General features: G+C 46.8%; 16 protein-coding genes. 7 read left to right on the top strand and 9 right to left on the bottom strand.

Annotation, left to right across the window (positions count from 1 at the left end; genetic code table 11):
* The first annotated feature begins 1037 nt into the window (after nucleotides 1-1037).
* The 3 genes from ACJJIM_RS07690 (at nucleotide 1038) to ACJJIM_RS07680 (ending at nucleotide 3573) form a co-directional block, all read left to right on the top strand.
* The gene (locus tag ACJJIM_RS07690) at nucleotides 1038-2111 is read left to right on the top strand and encodes a 3-deoxy-7-phosphoheptulonate synthase (RefSeq protein ID WP_413665536.1); all 1074 of its coding nucleotides are present in this window, start codon (nucleotides 1038-1040) and stop codon (nucleotides 2109-2111) included.
* Nucleotides 2112-2358: 247 nt separating this feature from the next.
* Nucleotides 2359-2814 carry a hypothetical protein gene (locus ACJJIM_RS07685; RefSeq protein WP_444912874.1) on the top strand — a complete coding sequence of 152 codons (456 nt, stop codon included), beginning with the start codon at nucleotides 2359-2361 and terminating at the stop codon, nucleotides 2812-2814.
* Between the two features lie 150 nt (nucleotides 2815-2964).
* Nucleotides 2965-3573: an OsmC-related (seleno)protein gene (locus ACJJIM_RS07680; RefSeq protein ID WP_444912873.1), complete on the top strand. Its 609-nt coding sequence runs from the start codon at nucleotides 2965-2967 to the stop codon at nucleotides 3571-3573.
* 54 nt (nucleotides 3574-3627) lie between these two features.
* Here the strand turns inward: ACJJIM_RS07680 and ACJJIM_RS07675 are convergent, their stop codons facing one another.
* Both ACJJIM_RS07675 and ACJJIM_RS07670 read right to left on the bottom strand, forming a co-directional pair.
* Entirely contained in the window at nucleotides 3628-3984 is a 357-nt protein-coding gene (locus ACJJIM_RS07675) for a potassium channel family protein (RefSeq protein WP_444912872.1), read from the bottom strand.
* A 334-nt stretch (nucleotides 3985-4318) separates the two neighbouring features.
* A complete protein-coding gene (locus tag ACJJIM_RS07670) occupies nucleotides 4319-5239 on the bottom strand; it encodes a LysR substrate-binding domain-containing protein (RefSeq protein WP_444912871.1) in 921 nt (306 codons plus the stop codon).
* A 139-nt stretch (nucleotides 5240-5378) separates the two neighbouring features.
* Here ACJJIM_RS07670 and ACJJIM_RS07665 point away from each other — a divergent pair, with 139 nt between their 5' ends.
* Nucleotides 5379-6143 (top strand): SDR family NAD(P)-dependent oxidoreductase, encoded by a 765-nt coding sequence (locus ACJJIM_RS07665; RefSeq protein WP_444912870.1) that lies wholly within the window; start codon nucleotides 5379-5381, stop codon nucleotides 6141-6143.
* Nucleotides 6144-6254: 111 nt separating this feature from the next.
* Here ACJJIM_RS07665 and ACJJIM_RS07660 read toward each other — a convergent pair whose 3' ends face one another.
* Nucleotides 6255-6611, bottom strand: a complete 357-nt coding sequence (locus ACJJIM_RS07660; protein ID WP_444894103.1) for a 5-carboxymethyl-2-hydroxymuconate Delta-isomerase — start codon at nucleotides 6609-6611, stop codon at nucleotides 6255-6257.
* A gap of 31 nt (nucleotides 6612-6642) precedes the next feature.
* Complete coding sequence (locus ACJJIM_RS07655) at nucleotides 6643-7584, bottom strand: peptidyl-alpha-hydroxyglycine alpha-amidating lyase family protein (protein ID WP_444912869.1); 942 nt, start codon at nucleotides 7582-7584, stop codon at nucleotides 6643-6645.
* A gap of 117 nt (nucleotides 7585-7701) precedes the next feature.
* Here ACJJIM_RS07655 and ACJJIM_RS07650 point away from each other — a divergent pair, with 117 nt between their 5' ends.
* A complete protein-coding gene (locus ACJJIM_RS07650; protein ID WP_444912868.1) occupies nucleotides 7702-8598 on the top strand; it encodes a LysR family transcriptional regulator in 897 nt (298 codons plus the stop codon).
* Between the two features lie 28 nt (nucleotides 8599-8626).
* Here ACJJIM_RS07650 and ACJJIM_RS07645 read toward each other — a convergent pair whose 3' ends face one another.
* The 4 genes from ACJJIM_RS07645 to ACJJIM_RS07630 all read right to left on the bottom strand — a co-directional run bounded on the left by ACJJIM_RS07645 (nucleotide 8627) and on the right by ACJJIM_RS07630 (nucleotide 14248).
* Nucleotides 8627-9073 (bottom strand): GNAT family N-acetyltransferase, encoded by a 447-nt coding sequence (locus tag ACJJIM_RS07645; RefSeq protein WP_444912867.1) that lies wholly within the window; start codon nucleotides 9071-9073, stop codon nucleotides 8627-8629.
* A gap of 233 nt (nucleotides 9074-9306) precedes the next feature.
* Nucleotides 9307-9675, bottom strand: a complete 369-nt coding sequence (locus ACJJIM_RS07640) for a hypothetical protein (RefSeq protein WP_444912866.1) — start codon at nucleotides 9673-9675, stop codon at nucleotides 9307-9309.
* Between the two features lie 77 nt (nucleotides 9676-9752).
* On the bottom strand, nucleotides 9753-12884 hold the full coding sequence (locus tag ACJJIM_RS07635) for an efflux RND transporter permease subunit (RefSeq protein ID WP_444912865.1): 3132 nt from the start codon (nucleotides 12882-12884) through the stop codon (nucleotides 9753-9755).
* Complete coding sequence (locus tag ACJJIM_RS07630) at nucleotides 12881-14248, bottom strand: efflux RND transporter periplasmic adaptor subunit (protein WP_444912864.1); 1368 nt, start codon at nucleotides 14246-14248, stop codon at nucleotides 12881-12883. The genes ACJJIM_RS07635 and ACJJIM_RS07630 overlap by 4 nt, the downstream gene beginning before the upstream one ends.
* A 273-nt stretch (nucleotides 14249-14521) precedes the next feature.
* Between ACJJIM_RS07630 and ACJJIM_RS07625 the strand changes: the two genes are divergently transcribed.
* Together ACJJIM_RS07625 and pcp are read left to right on the top strand one after the other, a co-directional pair.
* Nucleotides 14522-14941: an ester cyclase gene (locus tag ACJJIM_RS07625; protein ID WP_282933128.1), complete on the top strand. Its 420-nt coding sequence runs from the start codon at nucleotides 14522-14524 to the stop codon at nucleotides 14939-14941.
* A gap of 95 nt (nucleotides 14942-15036) precedes the next feature.
* The gene (gene pcp, locus ACJJIM_RS07620) at nucleotides 15037-15705 is read left to right on the top strand and encodes a pyroglutamyl-peptidase I (protein ID WP_413665523.1); all 669 of its coding nucleotides are present in this window, start codon (nucleotides 15037-15039) and stop codon (nucleotides 15703-15705) included.
* 175 nt (nucleotides 15706-15880) lie between these two features.
* On the opposite strand, the gene ACJJIM_RS07615 is transcribed toward pcp, so the two are convergent.
* Nucleotides 15881-16627: a putative adhesin gene (locus tag ACJJIM_RS07615; protein WP_413665522.1), complete on the bottom strand. Its 747-nt coding sequence runs from the start codon at nucleotides 16625-16627 to the stop codon at nucleotides 15881-15883.
* Nucleotides 16628-16792 lie beyond the last annotated feature (165 nt).

Genomic DNA, 16792 nt, shown 5'->3' with positions numbered 1-16792 from the left:
ATAAATTTTGCTTACCCAATACAGGAAAAAGACACAACCCCAGCTTCATAAGATTGAAAATATAATTATGCTCTTTTCACCCGCAATCAAAAAGTAATTATTGATCACATGGATAGAGGTGAGTGTCCACAAAAATTAATACTCCTATTTTTGCACGATACGAAACCCTAACCCCTTACAAAGAAAAGGAAAGCCAATTTTCTACATTTTGTAGAAATCGATCCGCACCGAAAAAAGAAAATTTATTCGCAACAATCATCAACTTGACTACACTGTAGCTCCTACAAAAAGCCCAATTTGATATAAGAACACCTTTATGTCTAGCAGAGAAGATTCTCATCAAATTAGAATCTGTAATGCTCAGAAATGACAATTGCTGTTCACATGGATGTTTGCGATAACTACAAAATTAGTTGAAAAGACTTACGAGCCCTTTTTGAAATGCAAGATATAGACGATCAGTTTATTATTTCATTTTATGGTGAAGCTTTGAGACTCATATAGGAGGCAATAGCCAGCTCTGTTCTCGAGTACTAGCATCGCAAACTACATAGATATAATCCAGGGATTCACAGACCGCTTGCCCGCCAATTTCAGCGCCCGTGTAGCTTATTCAATGATTTAAATCGCTAATTTAGCTAGTACAAATACCGCCCAGTGACGTTAACTATCGAGCATCCATAATCAAAATTATCCGCGGCTTGTCTTGAATGCCACCCACTCCTGGCACTCGCGAATTGTTTTCAGCTATTACTCTGTAAGGAGCCCTCTGAATACTGCGCTTCTGACTGCATACTCCATAGAAGCGCTAATGCCATCTGCCACCATTTGGCTGCTAAAGATGACGGCAATGGGCACTCTCTACTAACGGATTGCGCCAACCTGTCTAAGGGGCCCTAGTAAATGGCCATCCCAAAAGAAGGCCAATTATTTGGTTGCAAATGAAACCCTCGCCCTATTCTTGATGGCAAAGTAGGATAGGTACTCCGCCTGCAGGTGCAGCGCGGCACTAAGGAATAGAGAAACCAGAAGACGCCATGACCACACAGCAGTTCGACGACTTAAATGTTGTCTCCCAGGAAGTACTGATCAGCCCGGAGACGCTGAAAGCAGAACTCCCCATTAGCGATGCCGCCGAGGCGACTGTCGCTGGAGGACGCGCCGCCGTGCGCGACATCCTAGATCGCAAAGACCACCGCCTGATGGTGGTAATCGGGCCATGCTCCGTTCACGATGTGAACGCCGCAATGGATTATGCCAAGCGCTTGAAGGCGATTGCGGACAAGGTTTCCGATACCCTGCTAATTGTAATGCGCGTCTATTTTGAGAAGCCCCGCACCACTGTTGGCTGGAAGGGCTTGATCAACGACCCTCACTTGAACGACTCCTTCAAGATTGAGGAGGGGCTGCATATTGGCCGCAAGCTGCTATTGGATGTTGCCGAGCTAGGGCTGCCTACTGCAACAGAAGCACTAGACCCAATCTCCCCTCAGTACCTGCAGGACCTAATTTCATGGTCTGCCATTGGCGCGCGAACCACAGAGTCACAGACTCACCGGGAAATGGCCAGCGGCCTCTCCTCTGCCGTTGGCTTCAAGAATGGTACCGATGGTGGCCTGGAGGTGGCTATCAATGCCCTACAATCGGTCGCCAACCCCCATCGCTTCCTCGGCATCAATAAGCACGGTCAAGTTGCGATTATCCACACCGCAGGCAACCCATACGGTCACGTTGTACTTCGCGGGGGCAATGACAAGCCAAATTACGACTCAGTGAGTGTTGCAATGTGCGAGCAGGAGCTGCGTAAGTCCAATATCGTGCCAAACATTATGGTCGACTGCAGTCATGCCAACTCCAATAAAAACCACGAATTACAGCCTCTGGTGGTCGACAATGTGACTCACCAAATCCTCGATGGCAATCAGTCGATTATTGGCATTATGGTGGAAAGTAACCTGAAAGCCGGCAACCAGAAAATTCTGCCAAACCTGAGCGATATGGAGTATGGCGTTTCGGTAACCGATAAATGTATCGATTGGGAAACTACTGAGTCCCTGCTATTAGGCATGGCCGAACAGCTACGCGAACCCCTTAAAGCACGCTCCTCTTAGATCTCCCCCTGGAGAGGCCCAAGCGGGCCTCTTTCCTTCCGAAAAGATAACCGCCACAGCTTGATCTCCCTACAAATTACGCTATCCACTTGATAAAGACCCTACAAAAAGAGTACTTTTGCCCTGCCGTAACAGATAGCTGTCGTATGCTTCCTTCAATCAGCTAAATAAAAATAAGCGGCCTACTAACTGAGGTTGAAATCTGGCACCTAATTTTACATTTATGGGAAATAGGAAAGCAGCACATATGGAACTGCAGTCCAACAAAGTACCAATCTATATCTTTGGTGGGTTTACTCTGACCTGGCTACTTGTCAGCCTAAGTTTTGCTCTCGATGGGGGCTCCACCATCTCCTGGCTGGCCACCGCTCTCTGCACTCTTCTCGCAGTAATCACATTCTCCTTTCGGGCAACACATTACATTGATGGAGAATCAAAAAGCTATGTTTCCAAGAGACAAGCCCTCTGGCATAGCTGGACCGAGAGGCAATCGCTAGCGGCGTTCAAAGGGGTTAAGGTTGTCTCCTACTCACCCCATACCACAGACCGTAAAAGTAGCCACTCCAGCTGGCGGGTAGTACTGGTCCCCCGCCAAAGTAACGGTAGCAATAGTATCCAGGCGCAGGCCTTCCACTCCAAGAATGATGCGCTGGCCTACGCGCATGAACTCGCGCTCTTTACCGCGCTCCCCCTACTGGACTAAAGAGCCAGTACTCTTAAGGCACAAGTGGGGATATAGCCCTTCTCACCCTAACCTCCTTTGTTAAAGCTGTTGCCACCCAACTCCGCAGGGGTGCACAAATCAACTCTACTCGACCCTCCAGTCGAGACACAAAAACAGAGGAGCCTCGAAATGGACCCAATTCAATGGGAAATGTCGAGTTCTACCATCGTTCGCAAGTTGGACGAGGATGCACACCAAGTAACCTTCCCTCCCCCTCATCTCGATAAGGTGAAACAAGGCGAGCTGCTGAAGTTTCACGCTCATATTAATGTCGAACAAATGCCTGAGGGGCATCACCTAAAAAAAGCCACCATATTTTCCAACGTTCCTAATGGTGGAACATGGGAGCTTATCTGTGATGAAGGCACAGCCGTCGGCGGTAGAGGCAGCGCTCCATCTCCAATTATGTACTTCTCTGCAGGGCTAGCCCTTTGCATGATGTCTCACATCGAAATGCTGGCTAAACTTGGCGGGATCAAATTAAAAAGTGTAAGGCTAGAGCAAAAAACTGAGTTCTCAACCACTTTGAATTTTGGGGGTATCAAACCGGAAGAAGTCTTTGGCAAGGGGGATAGAGTGGAAATACACTTGATTGTTGAAAGTGATGAGCCAGAAGAAAAACTTGTAAAATTCATGCATTGTTGCCGGCAGGCCTGTATGTCACTTCAAACCGTTTCCAGTGCTACACCCGTTGATACCCACCTCTTTATCAATAGTAAAGCGATTGAGTTCAATTAAATACCCTGGGATGGCCTCACAGACCAAGAGGCCATAGCCTAATAGCGCTTGTTATTAACCGTTTTCTACATCCTCAATCCGGGCTTTAGATAAGGCAGAAGCGACAAGACCTGTCGGAATTGCAACCACCCCCAAACCAATCAAAAGCACAAAGAAAGTAAATATTCTCCCACCGAGAGTAACTGGATACATGTCACCATAACCCACAGTGGTTAAGGTTGTAACTGCCCACCACAAACTGTGAAAGATAGATTTAAATTGTTCCGGCTGAGCAGCGCTCTCAAAATAATAGATACCTACAGATGACAAATAAAGCAAGATCAGAGCTGTTACTCTAAACAATACCAGTTCCTCTTTAATCATACGAAATGCACGACCGAATCGCGCAACAGCCTTGCTATAGCCGGCCAATGGAACTTTTACGCAAACCAATGGTGTGAATAGTACTGTCCAGCAGCTCGTATGGACCGACTGGAGTTCCTACCTACCCTATTTTGCCTACTAATAATCAGGTTTCTAAAAAGGCCAGATTGGTTGAATAGAGTATCAATCTGGCCAGCAGCGGGTCGCACATAGCATGTACGGAAAAGGATACCTGTTTGACATTGTTGCTGCGCTTGTCTTATGGCTACTGCTTAGATATGTCGACAAGCGCTACTACCAAGAGAAAGGTGAATTGAAAAGAAAGAAGCTTCAGGAAATTCAAAAAAAAGAGATGATACGTAAAACCCTACCATATTTGCTTTTAAGGGTGAATTAAATCCCTCTGCAAGCTCTCAACCAATGCCTGCCAAACTACCTCTACCGCTTTACTTCTTATAGACCTTCCCAAGCACACTAGATGGATCGGTTGCAACTCAGGGCTTCTCCATTGCTGAAAGATAGACATCAACTTGCCCTCCGCTAATTCCCTGCGCACCAGAAGAGGATCAATCATAACTATACCTTGACCCATTGTAGCTAATTCAACCAATGTACGGCCATCATCGACCACCATCGCCGGATCAATGGCAATGGTCTTTATTTCGTTACCTTCGCTAGAAAAGTGCCAGTGATCAATGGTTGTTGTTTGGTTACTAAACACTAAGCATTGATGCTGGCTTAAATCATCTGGAGAATTAGGTTCCCCCCTACTCGCCAAATAATCCGGGCTGGCAAACCACCCCCAACGCTTTTCACCTATTCGGCGCGCTACCAATGAAGAGTCCGGCAAGTGTCCCGTGCGAATGGCAATATCAACGCCTTCATCCAGTAAGTTCACAACCCTATCGCTTAAGTTCACTTGAAAAGTAATTTTTGGGTAGCGTTGCTTTAGTAGTGGTATGGATGGCAATAAGTACCGCTGCCCCATTAAGGTAGAGCAACTTATCTTAACTCTACCAACAGCTTCATCCTGTTGGGAGAGGATCAGGTGTTCGGTATTGCTCATTAGCTGAGCCATAGTCTCCGTTGCTTCCAACAAAGCAGCACCGGCATCCGTAAGGCGCAATTGCCGCGTACTTCTGTGCAATAGACGCTGATCAACAAACCCCTCCAGCTGTGCCAGCTTCTTGCTGACTGATGAGCGAGGTAAGCCCAGCTGATTAGCAGCCCCCTGAAAACTGCCTTGCTCAATGACCAACCGGAAGACGTACAAATGTCCCAAGTATTGATGTAGATGCTGCATTCTGCCTCATTGCTTCCAAATTAGAACCAAAGTGTTGCCCTAACGGTGCCTTATTGATACCAGTCTAACAACATATCCTCCTAAGCCTAATCTTGGCAACTGCCATTCATTGCACCATTACAATCGCAAGAGAGGATCTATGGGACACCAGCAGAGAACAAAAACCATCGCAATCACTGGTGGCACTGCCGGTATTGGACTCGCAACAGCTAAGCACTTTTTATCCGAGGGCTGGCAAGTCATCATCACGGGCCGAAACGCTGAAAAACTGGAACAAACAGCCGAGGATATCGCGGGCCTCTTTGGGAGTAGCGGCCAACTGACATGCCACCTATGTGATAGTGGAAAACTCGACCAAATTGAGCAACTGGGAAACAAATTACAAAACGATGAGGTTAAACTGGATGCCCTTATCTTGAATGCCGGTATTTTCAAGCCTGGGATATTTGAGGAAACCGATGAAGCCCTCTTCGATCACACTTTTGATATCAATGTGAAGGGGCCTTTTTTCACGCTGCAAAAATTACTACCGGTGATGAATAACCCCTCCAGCGTGGTTTTGCTTTCGAGTATTGCCGTAGAGAAAACTTTTTCGGGAACTTCCGCTTATAGTGCGAGTAAGTCTGCCATTGAAGGTTATGCCCAGGTCCTGAATGCGGAGTTAGCGGTGAGGGGAATTCGTATAAATAGCGTACGCCCCGGAATCACCCTGACCGAAATCCAGGAAAAAGCCGGCATGAGCCAATCAGACATTCAAAGTCTCGCAGAGAGTATGATGGTAACGCCACTGGGCCGTGCGCTTGAGGTAGATGACATAGTGCCAGCAATCCACTACCTGGCCACAGATCACTCAGTCGGTATGCGAAATGCACACCTGAAGGTTGATGGGGGCTACTGCCTCTAACCGGCCTGAAAGTGCGCAAGTGGGGGCCAAGCCCTCCACTTGTGCGAATGAGTACCTTTTGCCGAAGCTTTCTTGTAGTTCAACCCAGCACACTTAAACACGGGAAATAAGCTACGCAACGAGCCCCAATGCAGCGCGATTACAATATGTAGCTCGCACGATCTCGCGGACCTCTACAGAAACCATCTCCACATCGGGCACGGCTGCACATAGGGCCTTGGCTAGTAAATGAGCCAAGCTTTGTCGCTGCTCAATACTTCTACCTGAAAGCAGACTGCACTCCAGGTGTACAAACGGTGCTGGTTCAGGTCCAACCAAATAGTGCTCGACAGGTAACAAACGAACTTTAATATCCCCCGGCTCAAAGAGTGCAGACTGATCTGCAGCGGCATGGATAGAAGTCAGTAAGCTATCAACATCTACCGACTCAAGTAGGTTAGAAGGACACTGGATAACACAGTGAGGCATAAATACTCCCAGGTAAATTTTGAAAGAAAAGCTACATGACCGGAGCGGGTAGTGTATCCGCTGGCAGTAAGCGATTGATGCTCCAATTCAAGATATGGGACACCCAAAGTCCGTCGTCATCCACATAGATCCCATGTACGAAGCCAAATTGCTTCTGTCCCCGCCCAGGCTGGCCCTGATAGCGCATCTTGAGATCACCAGACAGGTCGTACTGTCGCACTTCCTCGGCCCGCGCATCTGTCATCCACAAAGCATCACCTTTGAGAAAGAGGACATAGGGGTAACCTATTCCACGCCATTGAGTTAAATATTTACCCTGTGAATCAAAGATCTGTAGCCTGCGGTTTTCACGATCGGCAATATATAACTGCCCCTCAGAATCAATCACAATGGAGTGAGGGAAATTAAACTCTCCAGGGGCCTCCCCCTGACCACCCCAGGTTGTTACCAAAAGGCCATTCTTATCCAGCTTTACGATGCGGCTGTTGCCTTTATCCACCACATAAATAAATCCATTTCTATCCACTGCCACATCTTGGGGCTGATCGAACAGCACCAAGTTGTAGTCGCGATCAAACCAGCCTTCACTGGCTGCACCTCGCTTCCCCAATACCATGGCTACTTCGCCATCAGGTGTAAATTTTAATACCAGGTGCGTGGCAGTATCGGTAGTCCAAATATTGCCCTTATGGTCTATACGAAGACCATGCGGATTTTCAAACATTCCTGCGCCAATTTCGCGAACAAAACGCCGCTGTCCATCGAACTCCAACAGCGAATGAGACCCTCGGTGAAACACAACAAAGTGGCCATTCTCCCTGCGGACCACCCCCGCAACCTCCCCAAAGTGCCAACCCACTGGCAACTTAAAATCACCCCCCTTGACGTGAAATAGCTGGCTGTTTGGCGGTGCCTCGGCCAGCGTAAAAGCGCTGGGAACCAAAATCAGGCATAGCAATACAATCACTCTCATCAGAAACCCTTCTTAACTTGTCGATCTGCCAAGATATTGTGACTTTTTCCTATAAATGCGTTAATAGCATAATTTTGATATTCACTTTTTCCTGCCAGGAAATTATTGGAGGTTCCTTTGGACCGGTTCCACTTAATTCAGGTGTTCACTACGGTGGCGCGATTGGGGTCATTTACCCGTGCCGCCCGGGAATTGGGGTCCACGGTGTCCGCTGTGAGCAAGGCCATCCAACAGCTTGAGCAGCGACTGGGTACTCGGCTAATTCACCGTACTACCCGATCCCAAAGCCTTACGGATGCGGGGCGGGACTACCTGGAAACCACAGAGCGTGTCCTTAATGATCTACGGGAAGTGGAAGAGCGACTAACCAGCTCCAAAGGGCAGCCCTCTGGATTGTTGCGGATTACCGCCCCAACGGCTCTGGGGCAGTTCTGGCTGGCACCTAGGCTACCGAAGTTTACAACTGAGCACCCAGATATCCGTTTGGACCTGATTCTGGATGATCAGCTTCGGGATCTTACCGGTGAAGGGTTTGACCTGGCATTGCGATCCCAACCTGCACAGCCCCAATCAACGCTCTACTCTCATCAAATCGGCCGGCACGATCGGCTCCTGGTAGCATCTCCTGAGTACCTGGCAAGGATTAAGTCCTTTTCCTCCCCGGACCAACTCAATAAATTCCAACTACTGTGTTACAAGTACAGCCGCGATCCACTTTCCTGGACTTTTAAGATGGGGCAGGAATCGATCACGATTGCCCCCAAGCCCTACTTTTCAAGTAATAACTACTATTCCCTCTATCAAGCAGCCCTATCTGGCGCCGGTATAGCTTGCCTTTACGATTATTTGGTAGAGCGGGATATGACGGCGGGTAACTTGGTTCAGGTTCTGCCGGATTGGCAGCAATCAAGCAGGCCACTTTTTGCGGTGTATCAGCAGAGAAGAGCCGCCTCCGCCAAGCTGGATGCCTTTTGGAGGTTTCTGGAGGAATGTTTTGAGAACAACGCCTGCTGACACTCCTGTAGCATAGGCGTTTGTATATTTAGTTGGCGCTGGGGGGGCGAACCATTTCATTGGCAAGTACAGGGACCCCGCTGTAGGTAGTTTGCAGCTCCCTGGTCACCACAAAGCCATATTTGCGATACAGGTTTTTCACCGGGTCATTGGTCTTGGCAACCTGCAGGTGTACAGCGCCACTGATGTCCCCTAACAGGTACTCCAGCAACTCCCGCCCTATCCCCTGACCTCTAAACGAAGGATGCACAAATAGTGCACGAATCTCATTCTTATATCGCGCGCCATAGCCAAGAACATCACCTTTTTCGTACACATAAATATCCGACTCCATCAGCTGGGCCAAACGTTTTTGATCTTTATCCAGTGGCAGTAGATTGAAACTCCGGCTTTCAAACCGTAGCTCATCGAGTTTCGAACGGGCATATATATCCAGCACACGTGGATAGTCATTTTTATTGTATTTTCTAATCATTTTGAGAGTGAATCTGTACAAAAGAAGACAAGTTCAAATTTATCTTCCTGATTATCAATTGAAGTAAAGGGGACAACAAGGGCTGCTCTAAACTAATTAGGTAACCTAACTAAAGGAACAACAACTGTGTTTAAAAAACACCTGCATCTTACCTGAACGAAAGAACCATTTTGAGTTACTGCCTAATCAAAAATTTTCATCAAATTTTTGAGGGGACTAATTTATAGTAAATACTAAGCATGTTCAGAAAGAAAAGAGCTTAGCTGTTCAACATCACTTCTCTCCAGTCTAATTGATAAATTAGCACCAAATACAAGCATCCAGCTGTTTAGTTCAATTTTTACCGGAGAGAACTTGCTTTCTCTTTCAATAAGCAGATACTCTTTAAAAATTCCTTTACTTTGCCCCAGTTTTAACCTATCAATCATTCGAGAGTCGAGAAATCTTTTGAAGCGGCTAATACAATCGACCGGTATTTTTATCACGAGACTATCATAAGATACACCTTCTGCCGGCGTCCTTATTTTAATCGAAAAATGATCGCCCCTAATTCTCCCAAAACTAATTTTTCCAGACTTATTTTGAATAGTAAATGACTTCACAGGTCGTCCTTTCTATATTCCTACATCAACTACTCGTTACAGTAACTTCACACATCAATACTCGGCATTACCCGACTTTAGACACGAGCTGCAGTAGCTGCGCCGACTTGAGATAAATTACTCTGCTGCTCCCGCGTTCGCTCGGTCAAGTCAAAATCCTCAAGAATGCCATAAAGAGCCGGCAGCACCAACAGAATCAAAACGGTTGAACTACTTATCCCAAATACAATACTGGTCACCAGTGGAATCAGTATCTGGGCTTGAAGACTGGTTTCGAACATCAGTGGCAACAATCCGGCCACTGTTGTCAGTGAGGTAAGGAAAATAGCCCTGAACCGGTCGCGACTGGCTTGACTCGCCGCCGAGTGAACGTCCATTCCCTTTCGGACACGAAGCTTCACAAACTCTACTAACAGGATTGAATCATTCACCACAATTCCAGTGAGAGAGACAAATCCCATCATGCTGGGCATCGTCATATTCTGCCCCATAATAATATGTCCCCAGACTACACCTATTAAAGCCAGGGGAATCGCCATCATCACAATTACAGGTTCGGTATAACTACGAAATTGAAGCGACAGTAGTAAATAGATTCCTATTGCCCCGATCAACAAGGCCTTACCCATCGATAGACCTGTAATGAGACTATTCTCAATCTCTCCTTTCATGGTTACCCTTAGGCCCGGAAATTCCTGCTCCAATGGTGCAAAAAAGTTCTGTTGGGTATCCAGCAGAATTTCACTGGCATTGGCCCTCTCTGTAAAAACATCTGCAAAGACCGTAACAACACGCTCACCATTTATTCTCTGGATACGCGCATAGTCCCGGTGCATTTCAATATCGGCAATTGCCATCAAGGGTACACGCTGCCTTGTTTCAGGGTGGATAATGACAAGCTCGTCAAATCGTGACAGCGCACTGCGAGATGGCTCATCCATTCGAACACGAATTTCGTAAGTCTCTCCCTGATACTGCACTTCATCAATCTCTGTGCCCTGATAGGCAGCTCTCAGTTGAGTGGCCACAACACTGGCATCAATACCAGAAGCATAAACCCCCTCCCGCATTCGGACCGTCAGCTGTGGCTTACCAGGACGCAGGTCATCCAGTACATTCACCACTCCTTCGTAACTGCGCAGCCAGTTTTGTAGACGTATAGATATTCCTTTTAGCTGATCAATATCCAGCCCGGCCAAGCGAAGGTAAATAGCTCGTCCAGCTGGACCAGGCGATGGCTCCTTATACAAAATCGCGATCGCACCAGGGATATCGCCAGCAGCCTTACTCCAGGCCTGACGTAACTCACTGATACTTGTATGGCGAACCTCTGCAGCCAGTAGGTCGACATTTATTGTGGCTACATGAGCTCCACTCTCAAAAGCATCGCCATTCACACCGTAAGTAACACTAATGTGCTCGATAAGTGGCGCTACCTCTTTCCCTGAGAGGTTTCCAGCAGCTAAATACAGGGCCTTCTTCTGATACGCCACCAGTTTTTCCATTTCTACGAGGGAGGTTCCTTGAGGCATTAGAATTCGGGCCTGTAGTAAATCTCCCTCCAATGTAGGAAACCCTTGGAATTTAACTAAACCCGCTGGAAGAAGACTCACCGTAACAAAAAATAGCCCCACTACGCCGCCGACAAAAGCATATCGGTATTCCACCGCTTTATCAGCGACACGCCCGACATACTCTCTCCACAACTCAAATCGCTGAGCAAAAGCGACTTTCCAGGCTGATGGGTTTTCCTTGTGCGAAAGGGCATGACGCAAATGGGCGGGGAGAATAAGAAAGGCTTCAATCAGGCTAACCACTAGTACAGAGATTAAAACAACTGGCAAAACTTTGAGGACCTGCCCCATGTCCCCTTTGATAAAAGCTAATCCAGAAAAAACGATCACGGTAGTGACAAATGAGGAGATAACCCCCCTTGCAACACGCTTGGTTCCGATAACCACCGCCTGAAGAGGTGTACGGCCATCTCGGTATTCGGTGGCGATACTTTCCGAAAGCACAATGGCATCATCCATCAAGATGCCAATTGCAATCAGCAGCCCCACCAAGCTGATCATATTGATGGATATACCCAAAGCAGTAATCACAGCAAAGGCGCCGAGAAATGAAACGGGCAGGCCCATAACCACCCAAAACACATATCGCCCGCTAAAAAACAAATAAAGGGTCAGCGCAACAAGAATAAGCCCTTGCCAGGCGTTGGTAATAATCATCCTTAAACGATCAGCAACAATTGAGGCGCTATCCTGAGTAAGAATCAACCGCATTTCTTCCGGCAAACGGGCATTTTCCGCTTGTACAAATTCGCGAACCGCTTCCAACACCCTCAAACTGTCATCCACACTGTTTTTCTGAACAACAAGCAATGCGGCTCGCTGCCCATCAAAAGTGATTTTGTCCTCCTCCTTTTCAAAACTGTCGTAGATAGTGGCAATATCGCCCAATCGCACCTCTGCGCCAGCCATTCCTTTGACAACAATAAGTTCTTCAAGCTCTGCTGCGGTGCGCCGCTTTTCGGTAAAACGAACCTGATACTCCCGATCAGGTGCAGTTACCTTACCGGCGGGCATATCAATTGCCTGCTTATCGATAATTGCGGCAAGATCGGCAACACTCAGTCCATACTGTCGCAAATTGTAATCTGAAATTTCCACTTGCAATTGATGGTCTGAAAAACCGGAAATTTTGACAATGGGCACCAACGGATGACGAAGTAACTCTCGGCGATAGTGCTCGGCCAATTGGTTGAGCTGGATCAAAGGCAAATCTGCGCTTAGGGCAACACTCACCACCGGCTGGGTACGTCCCAGCTCTTCTATTACTGGCCTTTCGCTCTCAGCAGGAAGGGAGTCTATCGCATCTACTGCAGATTCAATGTCGGCAAGAAACTGCCCCATATCACCTGCTTCCTGCATTTTCAGTTTCATCACGCCAAGATTGTCTGCAGCTTCACAGCGGCGCTCATCAATAAATGGGATGCCATCCGTTGCCTCTTCGAGGGGGAGGCAGATACTGTCTTCGACCTCAGCGGTAGCTGCACCAGGATAAAATACTGAGACTTGTACTTCGAACTTGTCGATTTCCGGCATAGTCTCTCGCTTCATCGTCGGCAATACGAAAAAGCCAGCCAGCATTAAACCCACCATAAGCAAATTGGCAGCAGTTGGGTGGATCGCAAAAAAGCGAATCACTCGCCAACTTCCTCTGCTGCCACGGCCAGGTCTGAAACTCCCATTTTGACATCGATGACAGATACTGCCGTCCCACTGATTGCTGGGATAACATCAGTAGTTATCACCTGATCTCCAGGCACCAAGCCAGAGCGGATAACAGCTAGATCACCCAGGTAGTAGTCCACCGTTATGGTGCGAATCTTCAATTGATTATTTTCAGCCAAGTAGACCCGCCCTTCATGCATGGCTCTGCGAGGGATAACTAAAGCTGGCGAAGGAGGTGCAATAAGCTTAATCCGGGCATACATACCACGAAATAGGGGCGGCCGACCCTCGGCTACTATATTTCGATAAGGGTTATCCACTGCAACCACTACGGAGAGAGTTCTGCTTGTGGTATCCATGGTACCTCCAACTCTCACTACCCTGCCCCGCCATTCCACCGGTTCAATACCACCTACCAGTCCAACCCTGGCCTCCAATCCCAATAAGGCATCTGAGAAGTCGTCAGGCGAGAAAGTTTGATCACTGGGAGATTCAATACTCCGAAAAAGAGGCACTATTTGAGCCATCGTCAGTTCGGCTGAAACCTCCACCTGATCCATACCATAAGCGACAAAAAGCGGAGTCCCATGGGCAACAGACTGGCCAGCCTCCACATAGACATCACCGATCCGCACGTTATAGGGCAGGCTTATCCGGGTTCGCGATAACTGGTAGCGACTTTCACCAAGCAGCGCTTCAGCACGACTTATCTGGGCCTTTATCACCTGCCTACGAGTGGGAAAGAGGGAGAGATTACCCTTTTGAAGTTCAACTTCTTGTCGCAACTTCAATACCCGTTGCTCCTCCGCATCAGCCGCTGAGCGAGAAACAATCCCCTTAACCGCCAACTGCTCTTTTCGCTGTAATTCCTGTTCCCCTAATTCCAGTGTCCTCTGAGCTATTTCCAACGAACGCTGGCTATTAGCCTTTTCAACCTCCAGTTCTTGTAATTTTGCACGATAAACAGCCAAGTCACTCTCCGCTTGAGCAACGGCCAATTGATAGCTGGTTTCGTCAATATTTAGGATTGGTGCCCCGGCAGATATTATTGCGCCAGGTTCCAAATCAGCCGACACTGAAACCACACGACCACCAACTTCAGAGTTTGCCTCAAGGATAAGGCTCGGCATCACCTCTCCAAAAGCAACAGTTTCAGCTCGAATAGGCATTCGCTTCACTTCGATGGCTTCCACCAGCAGTTCCGGAACTTGCCCTTCGTATCTTTGTGGTTTCTGTCGACTGGCCACCAGCGACATTGCCATTAAAATTCCACCAAGTATCAAAACGGGTAGCATTCGACGACGCTTTAGTAAGGCTTTGATTGCGCTACTTGTCATAGTTTTACCCATAAAGAACTGGCCGAACCAGACCTTAAAAAGCCTAGTGCCACTAAAACCCAGCAGTTGAATACTCTATTAAAGTTCGCAGAACGCACAACACCCTGTAAAGCTTAAAGTAGTTACTCAATATATTTACCTTGTAATCTGCGCCAACTCATATCAATCGACTATCAATATTGAATCTAATCCCACTTCGATTCGCTCCCCCCTTAAATTCACTGAACTATGCTTGGGCTACCAAATTCCGACCTAACTGACAGTGGGACAAAAATGGCGAACAATCACAAAGAGACATCAAAAGCGATACTGGAATTGTGGGGGGACAACTTCCCCGACAAGGCGACAGATTATTTATCACCGGATTATAAAAATCACCAAATGCCCTATGCTGGCGGTTCCACGTCGGTTTTATCGATAAAAGACTGCCTGGATTTAGTCGCAGAATTTCACCAGGGATTCTCCAACACAAAATTAGAAATTCTGGTACAAGTTGCCGAGGGTGATTATGTTTGTACCCGCTGGAGGATTACCGCCACCCATACGGGTAAATTCCTACAGTATGACGCAACAGGAAAAACCAGCAGTTGGACTGGCGTACATACCGATAGATATAAAGATGGAAAAATGGTGGAAAGCTGGGTGGACTGGGATAAATACACTTTCCTGGAGCAATTAGGTTTAGTTGAATAGCCGACCACAAACCAGTCAAAGGTAGCCTGCGCAACGCTACCTTTGACAACTAACAATATATCAATCTTTCTGTATCTATTTACGATAACATCTCTATGGAAAAAGTTTTATTGACTGGCTTTGAGCCCTTTGGTAACACACCGATAAATCCAGCCGAGTCAGTTATGCGTATGCTGGACGGAACACAAATAGCCAATGGTGATATTCATGGTCTTTTGATACCCAACAACTTCTTTGAAAGCATTGAAGTTGTCACGGATGCTATTGAAGAAATAGAACCGCAATTAGTGGTGATGTTAGGAGAGTACAGTGGCCGTGCAATCATTACAGCTGAGAGAATTGCACAAAATTATAATGACTCCACCAGATATAACCTGAAAGATAACCGGGGAGTTGAAATGCAGGGTGAGCCGACTATACAAAATGGTCCTGTCGCTTATCACAGCACACTCCCTATCCGCGCAATGGTTATGGCAATGCGCAATATTGGTGTTCCTGCCGATATTTCTGATACTGCGGGTACTTTTTGTTGCAACCATATGATGTATGGCGCGCTTCACTATATCGCGACTAATCAACTAAATATCCCCGCCGGCTGGATACACCTTCCTCAGCTACCCCAGATTGCCGCACTACCCGAAAATATCGGCAATCCCAGCATGTCAAAAGAAACTGCCGCCCTTGGGATACAGGCTGCCATTGAAGCCGCACTAGCTAACCCGCGGGACACTGACGATCCGATCCCTTCTCACTTACAAATCTAATCAAATTGAACAGTTTAGTAAGGTCATATTCTCCCTACTAGTAATTTTTATGCAATCAACATACAAAGAAGGAAATATCAACGAGATATTTCAAAGTACCAAGTAGATCAATAAATGCTCTTGCCGCACAAAAAAAGGCCATATCGACACTATAAATCAAACCCTTCTAGTACTACTAATTTATAGCAACATCATCACTATATTTATCCCCTCCAGACAGACCCGACATCACAGCTACTGTGCCAGTCCAAAGAGTATTTCTACAGAAGAGACAATCAATGTCATTAAAGTGATGCCCCTTTTTCGCCAAGGTATCCAAAACCCACTTCAGGTTTACCGCTGCCATAAACTGTCTATTTCTTATGGTTAGAATACTGGGCGGCTGAAAGGACTGAATGCTATTTGCCTTGGCAACCATTCCGATATTATTAGCATTCTGAATTCTGCGTCTTCGACTATCACTATCATTGTGAGACATAATCGCATTAATCGAAGTATAAGTTTCATTGTTAGTATTGTGTCTATTAGTAGCGCTACTGGTATACTTCGTCAGGATGTAGTTAAAACAAGTATCATTTAAACCTAAATCTTCAACAGAATTGGCCCCCCGATCATAAAACCTCCCAAGTCCAGGATCATTCACACTGAATTTATCACGCGAGTAAAAATGCAGGTTAACATTGTGCTCTATTTTGAAACTGGATGTAGTTCTGCGATACCCGTGAGCAGTTACAATTAACCGGTTCGTTGTCATTCCACGAGGAGTCCACAACCAAGCACGACCATCAAGATCTATACACTGATAGTTCCCTGCCACCGCCACTTCAGAATCATCAAAGGTATGCCAAAGTGCTGTTGCCTTATTACCAAAATAATCCTTTAACGCACTTTTGACATTACTGAAAAACTCCTTTGCAGGCATAAACCCTCCCCAGCTTTCAAAGCCTAAGTTAACAAATAGAATTATCTCGAGAAAAATCGTATTCCACCCAACAACCGAAGTAAATGTTTAAAATATGCGATTTTTTAATCAAAAATAACTTTCAATAGCTACAGGAAATATGATCCGGAGCCTATCAGGCAAACC

The sequence above is a fragment of the Microbulbifer maximicatervae (SeqCode) genome (genome assembly GCF_052467615.1).
This window is presented reverse-complemented; position numbering and strand designations above follow the sequence as displayed.

Coding starts and splice junctions, on each gene's coding strand:
- ACJJIM_RS07690 (WP_413665536.1), top strand. CDS start 1,038: ATGACCACACAGCAGTTCGACGACTTAAATGTTGTCTCCCAGGAAGTA.
- ACJJIM_RS07685 (WP_444912874.1), top strand. CDS start 2,359: ATGGAACTGCAGTCCAACAAAGTACCAATCTATATCTTTGGTGGGTTT.
- ACJJIM_RS07680 (WP_444912873.1), top strand. CDS start 2,965: ATGGACCCAATTCAATGGGAAATGTCGAGTTCTACCATCGTTCGCAAG.
- ACJJIM_RS07670 (WP_444912871.1), bottom strand. CDS start 5,239: ATGCAGCATCTACATCAATACTTGGGACATTTGTACGTCTTCCGGTTG.
- ACJJIM_RS07665 (WP_444912870.1), top strand. CDS start 5,379: ATGGGACACCAGCAGAGAACAAAAACCATCGCAATCACTGGTGGCACT.
- ACJJIM_RS07660 (WP_444894103.1), bottom strand. CDS start 6,611: ATGCCTCACTGTGTTATCCAGTGTCCTTCTAACCTACTTGAGTCGGTA.
- ACJJIM_RS07655 (WP_444912869.1), bottom strand. CDS start 7,584: ATGAGAGTGATTGTATTGCTATGCCTGATTTTGGTTCCCAGCGCTTTT.
- ACJJIM_RS07645 (WP_444912867.1), bottom strand. CDS start 9,073: ATGATTAGAAAATACAATAAAAATGACTATCCACGTGTGCTGGATATA.
- ACJJIM_RS07630 (WP_444912864.1), bottom strand. CDS start 14,248: ATGACAAGTAGCGCAATCAAAGCCTTACTAAAGCGTCGTCGAATGCTA.
- ACJJIM_RS07625 (WP_282933128.1), top strand. CDS start 14,522: ATGGCGAACAATCACAAAGAGACATCAAAAGCGATACTGGAATTGTGG.
- pcp (WP_413665523.1), top strand. CDS start 15,037: ATGGAAAAAGTTTTATTGACTGGCTTTGAGCCCTTTGGTAACACACCG.
- ACJJIM_RS07615 (WP_413665522.1), bottom strand. CDS start 16,627: ATGCCTGCAAAGGAGTTTTTCAGTAATGTCAAAAGTGCGTTAAAGGAT.